Genomic DNA, 14,836 nt, shown 5'->3' on the forward strand with positions numbered 1-14,836 from the left:
GGGGACGCGGAGCAGGGCGGACGAGGATCGAGCAGTGTGATGACGGATTCGCGCGGGCCGTCCGATCGCAGGCGTGTGCGTTCCCGCATCGCGGAGGCGGCCCGGTGGGGCGTCCTCACCGTGCTGCTGGTGGCAGCGGGATTCGTCATCTGGGTCGTCGTCGACTTCAGAACTGTGCGCGATGACCTGCTGACCGCGCAGACGCAGACGATCGCGGTGCAGGACGCGATCCAATCCGGCGACCAGGCGGCGATCGATCGCGCGATCGAGGAGGTCCGCACCTCGTCCAGCAGCGCCGTCGCAGCCGGGGACCGGTTGCCCCTGCGGTGGGCGTCGGCGGTGCCGTGGGCGGGTGCCCCGGTGGTCACTGTTCGTGACCTCTCCGTCGCCGCCGACGAGCTGTCGCGCACTGTCCTACCCCCTGCGGCCGGCGCCGCTCGGGATGTGCTGGCGCAGCCCTTGGTGACGGACGGTCGTGTCGACCTGCGCGCCCTGCAGTCCGCAGATCGACCACTGCAGAGCGCGTTGACCTCGGCGGGCGAGGTCGATGACCGCGTACGCCGAGTCCGCGACGACACGTGGCTGTCGCAGGTGAACTCGGCCGCGGCCGGATTCCGACGAGACCTGGACACGCTGCGCTCCATCCTGTTGTCGGCGCAGCGTGCCGTGCGCCTGCTGCCGGCCATGCTCGGGGACGACGGTCGCCGCACCATCGCCGTGGTCGTCCAGAACCCGGCCGAGGCGCGCGCCACAGGCGGTCTGCCAGGAGCCGTCGTCGTCCTCACCGCCGAGAACGGCCGGATCACGGAGCAGCGGACACTGACCGATCTGGCCGTCCCGCCGTCCCGCCCGGTCGACCTCGGGGCGCCGTACTCGCAGCTATACGGGGATTTCGAGCCGACGAGCATCTGGCAGAACTCGAACCTCAGTCCCCATTTCCCGTATGCCGCGCGGATCTGGCAGAGCCTTGCCGTGCAGCAGACCGGCCTCCGCCCGGACATCGTCGTCGGTGTCGACCCCCAGGTCCTCGCCGGAGTGCTGGCGTCGATCGGGCCGATCTCGACATCCGACGGCACCGTCGTGACGGCGGAGAATGTCGTCCGACTTACGGAGTCCGATGTGTACGCGCGTTTCGATGACAACCGGTCGGGACGCAAGGGCTATCTGGGCGAGGTCGCCGAACGAGCGTTGTCGCGGGTCCTGTCGGGACGGCTCGAGCTCGGTGGGCTCGCGGGGGCGGTGCGGGACGCGGTCGCGCAGTCGCGGGTCGCCGTGTGGAGCGCGCGCCCCGACGAGCAGGTCGATCTGGCGGCCACCACCCTCGCCCATGTGACGCCCTACTCGCCCACCCCGTACGCCGCCATCGTCGTGAACAACGCCTACGGTAGCAAGCTCGACTACTACCTCGACCGGGACATCGACTACCGGTACGGCCTCTGCACCGACGAACGCCAGGCCGTGCGGGTGGACGTCACGCTCACGAACACCGTTCCGGCCCAGTCGATCACGAGATTGTCGCCAGAGGTGCTCGGCACGTACCTGCCTGGTTCGGGGTCCATCCCCCGCGGCGACAACAAGGTGTCGGTGTACCTCCACTCGTCGTGGGGGTCGTCGGTGACCCGCGTATCGGTCAACGGTCAACCTGTGGGGTTCGGCACCGGATCCGAGCTGGGCCATCCCGTGACCGTTGCTGTCGCGACATTGCCACCCCAGACCCCGGTCACGGTACAGTTCGATCTCTCCGAGCCGCGCTCTGGTCTGCCCGTCACGATGGCCACCCAGCCGCTGACCCGTCCCGCCCAGACGATCGTCGCCGGAGCGAGATGCGGACCTCCCTGATCACGATCGCAGCCACCACCGTGAGCGGACCACGAAAGAGGTTGTGACGTGCGTGATCCCAGCATGCTCCATGCCCTCGTGCTGATGAATCTGTTGTTCGCCTCCGCCCTGTGGGCGATGTTGCGCCCCAGCATCGTGGCCGCCGTCATCTGCGTGGTGGTCGCGATCGCCTGGGTCATCTGGAACAAACCGATCGAGGGCTCCATCCTGCTGACACTCACACCGGTACACGGGGTCACCGAGTCCGATCTGCTTTCCGTCGCAGCCGTACTCGTCGCCGCCTGGACCGTCCTTCGGGTGCGGTCGCGTCGCTGATCGCCGGCGTGCGCGATGTCCGTCACTCGTCGGCGAAGCGTGCCATGTCGGCGACGATCGGGTAGCTCGGGTCGAAACCGCGCATGCCCCGTGTGAACACCGCCTGCACCTGCGCGTCGAACACCTCGCGCTCGCCGCTGATGACGTCGCGATAAGAATCCTGCAGGGCGTATGCCGACGGGAGGTCCGCGAACACGTCCGACAGGACAGCACGTGCGGATGCGACCACGTCGCCGTCCGACGGGACCTTGTGGTGCAGGGGTATCGGTACATCGACGTGAAATGCCGCCGACCCACGCATCGCGGTCACCACCACCGCGCCGGCCAGCACCGCCTCGCGGGGAATCCGATCCTTCCCCGGGTGACTGCCGAGATCGAGGTACACCGCGCATTCACCGAGACTCCGCGTGACCTCGGCGCGCGACATGTTCTCGATCGGGACGAATTCCACGTCGGGAAACCCGGCCGACACCTCGCGCGCGAGGCTCCCTGACTTCTTCGGGTTGAAGCAGACTGCTCTCCTGCGCCGTGCCACCGGAACAGCGGCGGCGATCAACGCGTCCGGCGAGGGTGTGTAGTCGCCGAGCATGCTCGGCGGCCGACGTGTCCTGCCGAACAGGTGAGCCCACGCGTACTGCGACTGCGCGAGATCGATCTCGGGGGGCAGCTCCGGGGGTGCGCTGAAGTTCCTCAATGCTTGCTTGAACGCGGTCCCCACACGATGGTGACGTGGCATCTCCTGCCATTCGCCACGCATTCCCAGCCCGTATTCGAGGCGCCGGATGTGTCCGTTCTCAGCGGAGTGGTTGTCGATGCTGAGCCACCACCGGAACACCACCGCGTCACCGCGGTCGGGCGCCGGCGCCGTCTCGGCGACGACGACCGCCGAGTCATGGCCCCTTGGCAGGGTGGGCCGCTCAGGCGCGTCGTAGACGGCGTATTCCGCGACCCGGTCCGGGCCCACCGTGTCGTCGCTCGGGACCAGGTACGCCTCCTGGCCGCGCCGCCTCAGACTGTCGACGAGCTGGTGCAGCGCTTCCGGACCTCCGGTACGCAGCCCGCGGGGGTAGACGACCGCGATCTCCGAGAACATGATCGGACGCTAACGCATACGGCGGAGCACAGCGTCGCCGTACGACGACCACGGGAACGGTCATTCCTCGCAGACGCGGTGGTTATCCAGTCAGCCTCGCTTGAACAGCGGTCCCCCCGACACTCCGCGTCGGGAACTCGGCGTCCCGTGGACACGGCACCGCCCACACCCGACATCGGGTGTGGGCGGCGTTCGCCGAGCGGGCCGTCAGCCCCAGGTCGCCTCCGTGACCGGGACGGATGCACCGCCCAGGCTCACGGTCCAGATCCCCTGTGAATCGGTCGCCGACTGGACCGACGATTGCGAGAGGCTGTCGAGCGAAACCGTCGTCGACGATCCGTTCGAGCAGCTGATCGTGGCGTCTGTCGGTGTCGACTCGGTCGTCTCCGGTGCCGGCGCGGGGGTGTCCGACGCCGACGGGTCGGTCGAGGTCGGCGCTACCTCGGTCGGCGTCGACGCCGGGACGGCCTGCACCGAACACTGGACCGGCGAACCGGAGGTGTCGGCGTAGGTGAATCCCGTGATGCCGGAACCCGTCCCGGTGAACTTCGTGGGCACCGGGCCCACCGAGGTGCTCGGCGGTTCACTCGTCGGCGCCGGTTCGGCGACCGGTGCGGACGACTCGACCGGCGGAGGCAACAGAGCAGCCGACGACTCCACCGGCGGGGCGACAGGTGCCGCCAGTGCAGCCGGCGGCTCGACCACTGCCGGTGCCATCGAGGACGGCGGAGTCGACGTCGCCGGTGCCGCCGCGACCGTGGAGGGAGCAGAGGACTCGGGTGCCGAGGTGGAGGTCTCCGTCACCGTCGCTGCCGCGGCGGCGCGGGTCATCTCTGGGAGTGCGACTCCCTGTGTCGTGACTCCGTTCGACTCGGCGACAGCGGGATCCGACGACCGGAAAGGCACGTTCATCGACGCCGCCGTGGGAAGCGGTTTGGCCAACGGCGGTAGCGAAGCGACGTTGAGCAGTGCGCTGAACACCTGCTGCACGAGGTCACCGGTCGACGGGTTGCGGACCGTGAGTGTCGCGGGCGCCGCCGCCTGCACCAGGCCTGGTGCCGATGCCTGAGCGGGCGCGGCAGTCTGCACGTGCACCACGCGAGTGGTCTGATATCCCGGCCACGCGACGCCCGACGTCCGGAACCCGGACAGCGGGGCACTCGCCGGCGGCCCCAGCGGATTGCCGCAGGCACATCGGACGCGGGGCACGCCCTCGGAGTCGACGAGAACCGGCGTGCCGGCCTGCAGGACCGACTGGAACGGCCGCGCGACGCCGTCTTCCCACGAGTGGTTGGTCACCCAGGTGTCCGCGGTGAGCGTGACTGGGGTCAGGCTGTTCAGGAAGTACGGGATCTGGTCGGCGGTGATGCCGAAGACACCGGCCCATCCTTGGGCGCGGGTGAAGTCCGAGCCCAGGTAGCGAGCCAGAGCGGCCGGGTCACACCGTCCTTCCTCACCTCCTGCGTAGAGACCGGGGGTGGTCCCGGCGAGCTGCGCCGCTCCGGAGACCGGCTTGGCGAGCGAGGTGTCGACGCGGACCGCATCTACCGGTGTCGCGGTGGCATTGGTCAACGCGGCGAACGGGTTCGGACCCACACTCGACACGGACGCGAGATCGACCTGTGGATCCGCTCCCGCGGAGTCCGACCTCATGGTGACGACCATGACCGTCGCCGCGATGACGACCACAGCGAGGAAGCCTGCCAGGGACGACAGGATCACCGTCCGGCGACGACGTGCTGCTGCCGCGGTCGGGACGGGGACGGGGGGCGTTTCGCTCATGCCGATTGCTCTTCCTGCTCGAGGCCCAGCGGTTCAAGCAGGGCCCGGATGATCGCTGTGTCGAAGAAAGGGGTGACCGCGGACGGTGTGGCGGACCCGTCGGACTCGATCGTCGAGACGACGATCTCTCCCGGTGAGACGACGGTGAGTTCCACGCCGTCGGGATGTACCCGGGCGAGGTGGAGCACCGGGCGGTCACCGGACTGCTCCCGCCGGAAGACCGATCTCGCCGTTGTGGTCAGGTGATCGGCCACAGTGGCATTCGACATCGTCGTGACACCGCGGATCCCGTCACCGGAGTCGAGTTCGACGACCACCTCGCCGTCGACGGACGGATGGACGTAGAGCAGGGGATACAGCGCATCTGTCGGATCGGAGCTGCGCGCCGGGTACACCACGACGTGGCGTAGGTCGGACATGCGCTCGAGAGGCATCGTCACTTCGTGCGACAGCTCTGCCCGTCCAACGGTCATGCCGAGCAATCCCCGGGCGAGCAACGAGCGGGCGCCACGGCGGGCCGCGGCGTCGGCGGCTGTCGGGGTCCCGATGTCGCTCAGGTCGATCCGCGTCGGCCATCCGCTGTCGCGCAGAGACGCGACTGCGACGACCTCGTCATGGGTGAAGGCGAGATTCGTCACAAGACAGCTCCGGCGATCGAGGTCCACGAATTGTTTATCCCGTCGAACGCACCACCCAGGGCGTCCATCGGGTTGGTGCGGATGTAGTCCATGGTCGGGCCCCACGTGTTCGGGAAGTCCGCCTTCACCGCCTCCTCGCCGACGAAGGTCCAGATCCCCAGCGCCGAGCCGGCGAGGTTCAGCGTCGGGTTCGGCGCTGCCTTGAGACCGTCCGCCGCCGAGTGGAGGCCCGAATCCAGAGCACCCATGTAGTCGCCCGATGCGAGGGCACCGGCGGCCTCGCCCAGATGCCATGCGGAGGTCGCCGCGCTCAGGCCGGCGCTGATGTTGAGATCCTTGGTGACGAGATCGAACGCCTTGTCGAGCCCCATCGCCGATGCGGAGAGTCCCAGGGAGCCGAGGTTCGCCAGGCCACCGGGAACGGCCTTGTCGAAGGCATCGATGAGTCCGTTCGCTGCTCCGCCGATGAAGGCCCCGCCGCCCCCTGTGACCGCTCCGCTCGAGGATCCCCCGTCAGCGGCGCTGGCCTGGTCCTGTTGTCGGGCCTCGGCGACCAGTCGGTGACCGGCGTCGCGAAGGGCGCTGCTCGCCGCGCGCAGAGCACGGGCCGAGTCCGAGTCCCAGGCCGAGCGGAATCGCGCGGCGTCCGCGCCCGTCCACTGCGTCGATCCGAGGGTCGACCCCATCGATGCGCCGACGTGATCGAGGTCGTCTGCGGCGCGGCCCATCTGGCCGGCGAGTGTCGTGAGAGCAGCGGTGTCCGCGCCGTCGAATGTCATGGTCGTCCCTTCGGATCAATCGCTATCAGGCGCTCGCCGTCTCCTGCTGGGATGCGTTGGTGGTCGCGGTGCGCGAGGCGTCGTGGAGGGCGTTGATGACCGAGCGCAGCTGCGCCGTGTGCTGGCCCGTCCATTCGGAGCGGAACCGTGCCGCGTCCGCGCCCTGCCACTGGACGTTGTTCAGTTGCGATGTCAGCTGGGTGAGGATGTTCTGGATCTGGTCCGCGTTGCCGTTCAGCTGAGCCGCGAGGTTGCGCAGCTGACCGGGATCGTTGCCGATGAAAGCCATGGGAGAGAACCTTTCTCGAGGAGGTCAGTTGCCGACGATCGCCAACTGCACACGTGTCGCGGAGCCTCGTTCGACGAGATAACCGCGGCCCGGGATCATGGGGCCCGTCTGGGGCCGGCGCACCGGTGTCCCGAACAGCGAGTCGCCGTCGAGATCGCCCGGGTGCAGGAGCAGACCGCGCCGTGCGGCCTTGAAGATCGGTCCGATGGTGAACGCCGAGTTCCAGGTCGAGACCTCGGCCTCACCGATGACACCGTGGTCCCGGTCGACGAGGACCTTGAGCACGCGTGCCAGCTCGGATTCCGCCGCACCGCGGATCGAGGTCGCCGACTCGACCACCGCGAGAAGATCGCCGGCGGGAGCGGATTCGGCAGCGGCGATGAACATGTCGGCACGTTCCACGAGTGCCTCGTCGCCGACGGCCACCGCATCCCAGACGTCGGAGCCGGCAAGAGGCGTCCGGAACGGCGCGATGAGGATGGTCTTGAGGCCGGGTCGGGCACGGCGCGCCGCCGCCACGATCGTCGTCAGCGCGGTCGACCGACCGCTGCCGGGCGGACCGGTGACCATGAGAACCCCGGACGGCGAGATGGTCGCGGGTTGCAGGTCCAGGTCGCGGACGCCCACCACCGCCTCTCCCGCGCTCTCGGTGGGCAGCTCGTCCAGCCAGATCATCTCGGAGAGCCGCTCGACGCCCGGCGCCGGTGCCGACACGTCGAGACCGTCGACGATCTCGCGCAGTGCGGTGGACTGCCGTCCGACGTCCTGCGAGCCGCCCGCGGTGGCGAACTGCATCTCCACCCCGTCGACGATGCCGCGCCCGGGTGGCGCGGAGGAGTCGAGGGCACCCGGCCGGACGCCGGCGAGCGTGTAGGCCGTCTCGTCCGCCAGGCGCAACGTGATCCGGTGGGTGACGACGGCGGCCAGGGCCGGGGGTACGGCGTTGGGCCTGTCGGCGGATGCGATCACGTGGACACCGACGGCACGACCGTTCGCGGCGATGCGGGTGAGCAGGTCGACGAAGGGCGCAGTGGTCGACACCTCGTATGCGTCACGGAACGCCCCGATCTGGTCGACGAGAAGCAGGACCCGGCGCTCCGTCGACGACGGAACGGCCGCCCGGTGTTCTGCGAGCCCCGACACCGCCGTGCCGAACGCCGCGATCCGTGACTCGATGAGAGCCCAGACCCTCCGCAACAGTCGACCGATCCGCTCCTCGTCGTCGAGCGCGATCACCGCGCCCACTGTCGGCAGAGGCTCCAGCATCCGCAGACCGCCGGACCCGCAGTCGATCCCGTAGATCTCGACTCCGAGGGGCTCGGCGAGGGTCGCGGACACCGCGACGGTGCGCAGGGCGGCGGACTTGCCCGACCCGCCGGTGCCGAGCACCAGCATGGTTCCGTCCTTCTCGGGTGTGTAGACCGCGACCGGCTGGCGCTGCTGCTCGGGCAGGTCCAGCACCCCGATCGAGTAGGAGCCCGGGAGGTCCGCGGCGAGCTCACGGACGTCGCAGGCCGGTGGTAGTTCGGGCAGCCACGGTTTGCGGGGCGACGGGATCCCCAGCCGTTCCGCAGCGGCGATCACCGTGTCGACGACGAGGACCATGTCGGGCGCGCCGAGGTCGTCGTCGACGACGTCGTCGGACCGCGCAGGCGCCCAGGGTCGTCCGTCACCGAGGGCGAGAGGTGTGATGTCGACGGGGGCCGTAGAGCCGCGGCCGGCGCTCCACCCGCCGCTGTACCCACCCTGGAACGACCGCAGGGGCGCATTGCCGATCTTGGCCGCTGCGCGGCCGGGGACATGGGCCGGGAAGTGCGCCGCATCAGGCGCGTTGAGGATGTCGACCGAGTCGTCCGCATCCGCCATGCGCAGCGCGATCCGCAGGTTCGCGTTCGCCCGCAGGTTCTCCTTGATGACACCGGCGGGTCGCTGTGTGGCGAGGATGACGTGCAGACCCAACGAGCGACCGCGGGCCGCGAGATCGACCATGCCGTCGACGAACTCGGGGACGTCGTGGGCGAGCGCGGCGAACTCGTCGACGACCACGACCAGGCTGGGCGGCGTGTCGGGATCACCCGACTCCTCGAGCGTCCGATGGTCTTTGACGCGTTTCACGTTCAACAGGTGCTCGCGGAAGCGCAGTTCTGCGCGGAGCGATGCGAGCGCCCGGTCGACGAGGTGGGCAGACAGATCGGTGACGAGGCCGACGGTGTGCGGCAGACGCACACAGTCCGCGAACGCCGTACCACCCTTGTAGTCGACGAAGAGAAACGAGACGCGGTCGGGACTGTGCTCGGCGGCCATCCCGAGGATCCACGACTGCAGGAACTCGCTCTTGCCCGAACCCGTCGTCCCACCGAGGAGGGCGTGCGGCCCGTCCCGGCGCAGGTCGAGCCAAAATGTGTCCGCACCGCTGGAGCCGACCGGCGCGCGCAGACCGGTCGCAACCGAGCGACGGCGACGGCGACCGCTGCGATCGATCACCGAGTCGGTGGCCTCCCAGCGGGCGACGACCGCCGACGGGTCCGTCGCGATCCCGTCCCCGGTGAGTGACAGGAGGTGCAGCGAGGACGGCAGGTCGGTTCGGTCGTCGGCGGCGACACCGACGTCGACCAACGGGGCCAGGAGGATCGCTATGTCCTGGGCGGCCTCGACCCCGACCGACTCGGTCTCCATGGGGAACGTGTGGGTGCCGACGCGCACCGATCCCGCGGTCGACCCCGACGCCGCGTCTTCCACGAGCACGAATGACCGGCATGCTGCCGGCAGCCCCGACAGCTGCGACGCCACCCAGATGAGATGCACACCGACGTCCGGACCGGTCTCGGCCAGACGGATCGCCCGCGCGCGATCGATGGGTGCAGCGTCGTCGACGAGAACGACGATCGCAGGCACCGCTCCGACCGGCTTCGCGACGAGCGGCATCGCGGTGTCGGCCTGGGACGTCGCACCGCGGTCGACACCGCGCTGGTCACGCTCCTGGCGGCGCCGACGGACCAGCTCGTCGAGCCGGGCGATGAGGGACGCACACCCCGACGGAGTCGATGCCGCGTGCTCGCCCTCGAGCGGGCTGTGAACCGATCCCATGTGCGGAAGCCATTCCAACCAGTCCCACACGGCCACACGGTCCTCGGACACGACGGCGGCAACGGCCATCTCAGCGGGCGAGTGGAGCCCGACGAGCTGGACCAGCACTGCGCGCGCGACACCGTCGGCAAGCGACCGCGGGCCGCAGACGCCGAGTGCGCCCGACGACCGCAGGTCGGCCACGACGGGGACGTCGGTGATGGTGCGGTACTCCGCGGCGAGGTCGACGAGGGTCGTCCAGTGCGACTCTTCGGCCTCGCCCCGTTCAGGGAGCTCCACGACAGTGCGGGAGGCGCACTCTCCCAGGCCGAGTCGGACAGTGAGATAGCCCGAGTGTTCGGGCCGGTGAGTCCACAGGAGCGGGCCGTGTCTGTGGATCGCGGTGATCGCGTCCTGCGCCGACGGCGACTCCGACAGCCGGACCGCCCGTTCGACACGGGAGTGCTTCTCCAGGTCTGCACGGAACGCGGCGGCCGCGGCAGTGAAGCGTTCGGCGCCGACCCGCCGGGCCTTGGACTCCTGCATGCGACCGTCGAGCCACATCCCGAGCATCAGGAGTGGACTGAGCGCCACGAAGACCACGGAGAGCACGCTGCCTGTGGCGGCCAACAACACCAGTCCCATCGCGAGCGGCGCCAGCATCGATACGAGGGGAAAGCGTTGCGGTTGCGGCGGCTTCGGGGGTTCGGGGGCACGCAGCGTCATCCCGGCGAAACGTGCGACCACGCGGGGCGACCGGTTGATCTCGATGCCGCTGTCGTCCCCGGCGAGGCCCGAGCGGTGGGTCGGGAGGACCACGAACGTCGTGCCGCCGACGCCGACGACGTCGTCGGGGCGGATCAGCGCCCGGGTGACGGTCCGCGTGCCCAGACGGATCGGGTCGCCGGCGACGATCTCGATGGTCTCGCCCACGTTCAGCACCATGCGTGCGGGGCCCACGGCCGGGTCGACGACGCGGACGTGATCGGTGGCTGCCGAGCCGACGGTGCTGACACCCGACGGCACGAGGAACTCCCTGCCGCCGTCGGGCCCCGAGACGACCCGAACCATGGCGACCGACCGACCACGCACGGTGCCCTCGACGAGGTCGTCGGCGGGCGCTGCGACGACCTCGAGCGTGGCACCCGAGCGGATACCGCTCTCCACCAGTGCCATCCCGGGCGGGAGGGTGGACTGTGGGCGACCGTCCCGCCACAGGCGGACGGTGACCGACTCCGTGTCCACGCTTCCCCGAGGGTCGCCGTCGCGGAGGGCGAAGGCGAGATCCTGCACCGTCGCGGTGGCGTCGGTCGTCGCAGCGACGCGCACCAGCGACTCGTCGACGCCGCGCACCGCCAGGGCGAGCCTCACGTCGTCGCCGGCTGGTCGACGGGGTCGACGACCGGCAGGGGGCGTGAGATCGGCGAGGAGACGTCGACCAGACCACGCCGGGCACGTCGGAGAACGGGTGCGGCCGGTCGTTCGCCGAACGGGTTCGGCCCGTTGAGGATGTCGATGACCTCGACTCCCGCGGCGCGATCGTGCCATCCTCGCCGACGCGCATCGCCGAGGACACCGAAGCACGCGAGGCCACCCGTGAGGGAAGCGACCAGCGCACGGACCCACACGCGCGAGAACCCGGGCGCAGGCGCGTCCGGATCGCCCGTGACGACCCTCGTCCCCATGGCGGCACGGCCGTAACTCGCCCCGGTGAGCGCCGCGAACGCCAGGTTCCAGATCCCCAGGGCGAGCATGACCAGGGGTGCGACGATCCAGCCCAGTCCCGCGATCCCCGTTGCCGCTCCCGCGACGATGACCAACCCACCGGCTGCCAGTGGTACACCGGCGTCGATGGCGGCACAGACGATCCGAACCCCCACCCCGGCGGGAATGGTCTCCCCTGTGGGCGAGGGAGACTCGTGGCTCTCGTCGGCCGACGGCTCGTCGACCGGCAACACGGTCGATGACGGTGGCGGCGCGGTGACGACGCGACCGTGCACCGGCGTGCCGCAGGTGTCGCAGAACGGTGCACCATCGCGAACTTCCGCATTGCAACTGGCACAGTTCATCTCGGCCACTCCGTCTCCCACGGTCGATCTCGCCCGCCCCCGAGCGGCCTGCCCAGTGACCGTAACGAGACCCTCTCGTGACGATCAATCACATGTTCAGTGGACAGAGCCTGGGAGGAAGGTTCTTTCTCGAACTTCCTGTGCCATACGAACTATCGAGTGAGGCTTGCGAACTGGAGGGGCGTGGTATCGGCACAGCTGTTCACCTCCCGTGACCGCGAAGTGATTGCGGTGTAGAGCGTTGCTCTGCAACTGATTTGAGTACTTCAGAACGCATTCGCCAACCGCCGAGCAAATGGGCGACCGGGGACGCGACCACGCCCTGCGTTCAGGATCTCTCTGCTGAGGCACGGGTCGTCGTCGCTCCACCCCACCCTGGGACACTGGAACGATCATCTGGTCGATCGACGGGAAGGACGGCGACTATGCGGCGTCGGGTCATGGTCGTCGTCGTCGCGGTGGTGATCCTCGCGGTGGGGTTCGTGGTCTACCGGGTGAGCAATCCATCGGGCGGTGACACGGACAGCCCGTACCTGACCGCCGACGACTTCCCGTCGGGGTATCAGGTGTCGCGGCTGTCGAACACCGCGCCGCCGGGCATCGGCGGCTCGACGGTGCCGGCGGACTGCGGGCCCGTGATCGCCGAGCAGGCCGACCGGCAGCTGCGGGCGGCGACGGTCGGCGTGCTCGCCGAGCCGCCGGACACGACGCTGCCGACATACGCCCAGTCGCTCGTCACCGACGGTGAATCCGTCGAGCAGACACGCGAGGTCGCCCGGCGGTGTCCCGACTACCGCCAACGCACCGCCACCGAGGCCTACACCTCGTCGTCGTCGATACTTCCCGCGCCGCCGAGCTGTCCGTCGGCTGCGCTGGTGATCCGCTCGACCACGCGGTACACCGGCCCCGCGTCGCAATCGGACACGACGGCGCTCACCGCGTACGTCCAGGGCCGCACGGCCGTCGGCCAGCTCAGCAGCGCCCTCCCCCGGCCCGAAGCGGCCGTCCCCGACGACTTCTGCAAGCTGGTGTCCCTCGTCGCCGACCGCGTCGACGGGTGAAGCCGCGGTAGCGGCTACCCGTCGACGAACGTGGCGATGGCTTCGAGCGGCTCACGTCGGGAGCGAAAAGCGTTGACACGCTCCGCTTCGTCCGCGTAGCCGAGTGACATCCCGCAGATGACGATCCGGTCGTCGGGGATCGACAGTTCGTGTCGGATCACCAGATCGAAGTCGACGAACGACGCCTGCGCACACGTGTCCAGGCCGTCGGCTCGGGCGAGGAGCATGAGCGCCTGGAGGAACAGGCCTGCGTCAACGAACGCACCGCACCCCAGGTCGGCACCGACCGTGAGGATCAGCCCGACCGGCGCACCGAAGAACGCATAGTTGCGTCGGTGGTGTCCCGCACGCGCGTCCCGGTCGCCGCGGTCGATGCCGAGGGTGTCCTGGTACAGCGCGCGGCCGAACGCCGACCGACGGCTGCGGTAGGGCTCCACCCAGTCGTCCGGCGCCGGCTGATACGGGTACCGCGGATCGGTGCCGAACCGCCCGTCGTCGAGAGCCGCCCAGAGAGCGCGCGTCAGACTGTCCTTGGCCCCGCCGGTGACGACGTGCACATGCCACGGCTGCGAATTCGAGTTGCTCGCCGACCTCGCTGCGAGACCCAGCAGGCGTTCGACCGTCTCCCGGGGGACCGGTGTGTCACGAAACGCCCGCACGCTGCGCCGCGTCGTCACCGCGTCCTCGACCGTCATCGACCGGTCCGTCACCGCCATGCAGTCGATCTGTTCTCACGCACCAGCGGGTGGACGGTCATCCGTCCATCGTGGCACACGTGCTGTACCGCCGGTCCAGGCCGACGGCCGACGTCGGCTGTGCGCGATCAGCGTCGAGTCGCGGTGGCGATGAACCCGCGGAGCGTGGCGACGGCCATCTGCAGTTCGGTCTGTGACGACGCCGCCTGCCCCGCCGCCGGAACGAACTGCTGGTTCGGTTGGAGATAGGTCAAGTGCGGATCGCCGGCGAAGTCGGCGTCGGGGCCGAAGTCGCACACAGGATCCCGGTCGTGACACAGCGACCAGCGCTGCAGTCCGGGGAGCTGGTAGTAGGTCTCGATGCCGACCGTCGACACACCCGACGCCAGCGCGACGGCCGGGTCGCGCCAGACTCCGCTGCCGGTGGATCCCGCACCGACGACACCGGGCGCGGACGGCCGCTGCTGAGGGTCGCCGAACAACATCACCGCGCTCACCACCCGACGCGGGGCGAGCACGACCGCAGCCGCGCGGACCACGGCCGCGCCCTGTGAGTACCCGATGAGAACCGCCTTCGGTCGGCAGCCTGGACCACCCGCCGCGGCCGCCGCGTCGTAGCGGGCGATCACCGCTGCGACGCCGGAGGCGATCGACGCGCCGAACGAGTGGTTGGCTGTCCCCTCCGGCACCGACACTGCGCGGTATCCGGGCCCGGTGGTGACGACGGGCACCGCGGCGATGGAGCGATCGTCCCGGTAGGTCGCGGTGAGCAGCCGCGAGAGGAGCGGACCCTCGTAGCCGTCGCTGCGACCGGCCCCGTACTGCTGCGGGGCCACCGCGGGATCCCCGCTCCCCCGCGCCGGGATCACCACAGTGGCCGGACAGCCGCTCGTCGGCGTCACCGCCCCGGCCGTCCCTCCCGTCGCGATCAGGCCCGACGCAGCGACGACCACCGCTGCGATCACGGCGCCGACACCGGTCCCCCACCTCGTCGTCATGACACAAGGATGCACCACGAGGTCGTGCTCGAAGGAGCTGCCAACAGCGGTACTCGACGCGGCTTATGCCCCGGCGTTCCCGACGAAAATGAGGCGCGAAGGCAGCAGAATCAATAGCTCTCCAGCAAGTGCGGTCGCACTTCGGTGCGCCGTGACCACCCAACGGACCGCGAGCGACGTGGACGGCACCTTTGGAATCTACGGCGTCACTG

General features: G+C 69.7%; 12 protein-coding genes and 1 pseudogene. 3 read left to right on the forward strand and 10 right to left on the reverse strand.

Annotation, left to right across the window (positions count from 1 at the left end; translation table 11 throughout):
- The first annotated feature begins 39 nt into the window (after positions 1 to 39).
- Together Q1A98_RS18630 and Q1A98_RS18635 are read left to right on the forward strand one after the other, a co-directional pair.
- Positions 40 to 1,839: a DUF4012 domain-containing protein gene (locus tag Q1A98_RS18630; RefSeq protein ID WP_299576207.1), complete on the forward strand. Its 1,800-nt coding sequence runs from the start codon at positions 40 to 42 to the stop codon at positions 1,837 to 1,839.
- A gap of 48 nt (positions 1,840 to 1,887) precedes the next feature.
- Positions 1,888 to 2,154, forward strand: a complete 267-nt coding sequence (locus Q1A98_RS18635) for a hypothetical protein (protein WP_299576209.1) — start codon at positions 1,888 to 1,890, stop codon at positions 2,152 to 2,154.
- A gap of 22 nt (positions 2,155 to 2,176) precedes the next feature.
- Here the strand turns inward: Q1A98_RS18635 and Q1A98_RS18640 are convergent, their stop codons facing one another.
- The 8 genes and pseudogenes from Q1A98_RS18640 to Q1A98_RS22395 all read right to left on the reverse strand — a co-directional run.
- The gene (locus tag Q1A98_RS18640) at positions 2,177 to 3,247 is read right to left on the reverse strand and encodes a hypothetical protein (RefSeq protein WP_299576211.1); all 1,071 of its coding nucleotides are present in this window, start codon (positions 3,245 to 3,247) and stop codon (positions 2,177 to 2,179) included.
- Positions 3,248 to 3,454: 207 nt separating this feature from the next.
- A complete protein-coding gene (locus Q1A98_RS18645) occupies positions 3,455 to 5,029 on the reverse strand; it encodes a DUF6777 domain-containing protein (RefSeq protein WP_299576212.1) in 1,575 nt (524 codons plus the stop codon).
- On the reverse strand, positions 5,026 to 5,667 hold the full coding sequence (locus Q1A98_RS18650) for a hypothetical protein (protein WP_299576215.1): 642 nt from the start codon (positions 5,665 to 5,667) through the stop codon (positions 5,026 to 5,028). Before Q1A98_RS18650 ends, Q1A98_RS18645 begins: the two co-directional genes overlap by 4 nt.
- Positions 5,664 to 6,446 carry a hypothetical protein gene (locus tag Q1A98_RS18655; RefSeq protein WP_299576217.1) on the reverse strand — a complete coding sequence of 261 codons (783 nt, stop codon included), beginning with the start codon at positions 6,444 to 6,446 and terminating at the stop codon, positions 5,664 to 5,666. The genes Q1A98_RS18650 and Q1A98_RS18655 overlap by 4 nt, the downstream gene beginning before the upstream one ends.
- Positions 6,447 to 6,471: 25 nt before the next feature.
- Complete coding sequence (locus Q1A98_RS18660; protein ID WP_299576219.1) at positions 6,472 to 6,735, reverse strand: WXG100 family type VII secretion target; 264 nt, start codon at positions 6,733 to 6,735, stop codon at positions 6,472 to 6,474.
- Positions 6,736 to 6,759: 24 nt separating this feature from the next.
- Positions 6,760 to 11,172 (reverse strand): FtsK/SpoIIIE domain-containing protein, encoded by a 4,413-nt coding sequence (locus Q1A98_RS18665; protein ID WP_299576221.1) that lies wholly within the window; start codon positions 11,170 to 11,172, stop codon positions 6,760 to 6,762.
- Positions 11,169 to 11,759, reverse strand: a complete 591-nt coding sequence (locus Q1A98_RS18670; protein ID WP_299576223.1) for an RDD family protein — start codon at positions 11,757 to 11,759, stop codon at positions 11,169 to 11,171. Before Q1A98_RS18670 ends, Q1A98_RS18665 begins: the two co-directional genes overlap by 4 nt.
- Positions 11,760 to 11,804: 45 nt before the next feature.
- Positions 11,805 to 11,870, reverse strand: a pseudogene (locus Q1A98_RS22395) (zinc-ribbon domain-containing protein); the annotation flags it as partial.
- A gap of 425 nt (positions 11,871 to 12,295) precedes the next feature.
- Between Q1A98_RS22395 and Q1A98_RS18675 the strand changes: the two are divergent.
- Entirely contained in the window at positions 12,296 to 12,931 is a 636-nt protein-coding gene (locus tag Q1A98_RS18675; RefSeq protein ID WP_299576225.1) for a hypothetical protein, read from the forward strand.
- A 14-nt stretch (positions 12,932 to 12,945) separates the two neighbouring features.
- On the opposite strand, the gene Q1A98_RS18680 is transcribed toward Q1A98_RS18675, so the two are convergent.
- Together Q1A98_RS18680 and Q1A98_RS18685 are read right to left on the reverse strand one after the other, a co-directional pair.
- Complete coding sequence (locus Q1A98_RS18680) at positions 12,946 to 13,626, reverse strand: nitroreductase (RefSeq protein WP_299576227.1); 681 nt, start codon at positions 13,624 to 13,626, stop codon at positions 12,946 to 12,948.
- 128 nt (positions 13,627 to 13,754) lie between these two features.
- Positions 13,755 to 14,624 (reverse strand): cutinase family protein, encoded by an 870-nt coding sequence (locus tag Q1A98_RS18685; protein WP_299576229.1) that lies wholly within the window; start codon positions 14,622 to 14,624, stop codon positions 13,755 to 13,757.
- Positions 14,625 to 14,836 lie beyond the last annotated feature (212 nt).

It is taken from the genome of uncultured Williamsia sp. (assembly GCF_947494875.1).
Classification (GTDB): domain Bacteria; phylum Actinomycetota; class Actinomycetes; order Mycobacteriales; family Mycobacteriaceae; genus Williamsia_A.

Coding starts and splice junctions, on each gene's coding strand:
- Q1A98_RS18630 (WP_299576207.1), top strand. CDS start 40: ATGACGGATTCGCGCGGGCCGTCCGATCGCAGGCGTGTGCGTTCCCGC.
- Q1A98_RS18640 (WP_299576211.1), bottom strand. CDS start 3,247: ATGTTCTCGGAGATCGCGGTCGTCTACCCCCGCGGGCTGCGTACCGGA.
- Q1A98_RS18645 (WP_299576212.1), bottom strand. CDS start 5,029: ATGAGCGAAACGCCCCCCGTCCCCGTCCCGACCGCGGCAGCAGCACGT.
- Q1A98_RS18655 (WP_299576217.1), bottom strand. CDS start 6,446: ATGACATTCGACGGCGCGGACACCGCTGCTCTCACGACACTCGCCGGC.
- Q1A98_RS18660 (WP_299576219.1), bottom strand. CDS start 6,735: ATGGCTTTCATCGGCAACGATCCCGGTCAGCTGCGCAACCTCGCGGCT.
- Q1A98_RS18675 (WP_299576225.1), top strand. CDS start 12,296: ATGCGGCGTCGGGTCATGGTCGTCGTCGTCGCGGTGGTGATCCTCGCG.
- Q1A98_RS18680 (WP_299576227.1), bottom strand. CDS start 13,626: ATGACGGTCGAGGACGCGGTGACGACGCGGCGCAGCGTGCGGGCGTTT.
- Q1A98_RS18685 (WP_299576229.1), bottom strand. CDS start 14,624: ATGACGACGAGGTGGGGGACCGGTGTCGGCGCCGTGATCGCAGCGGTG.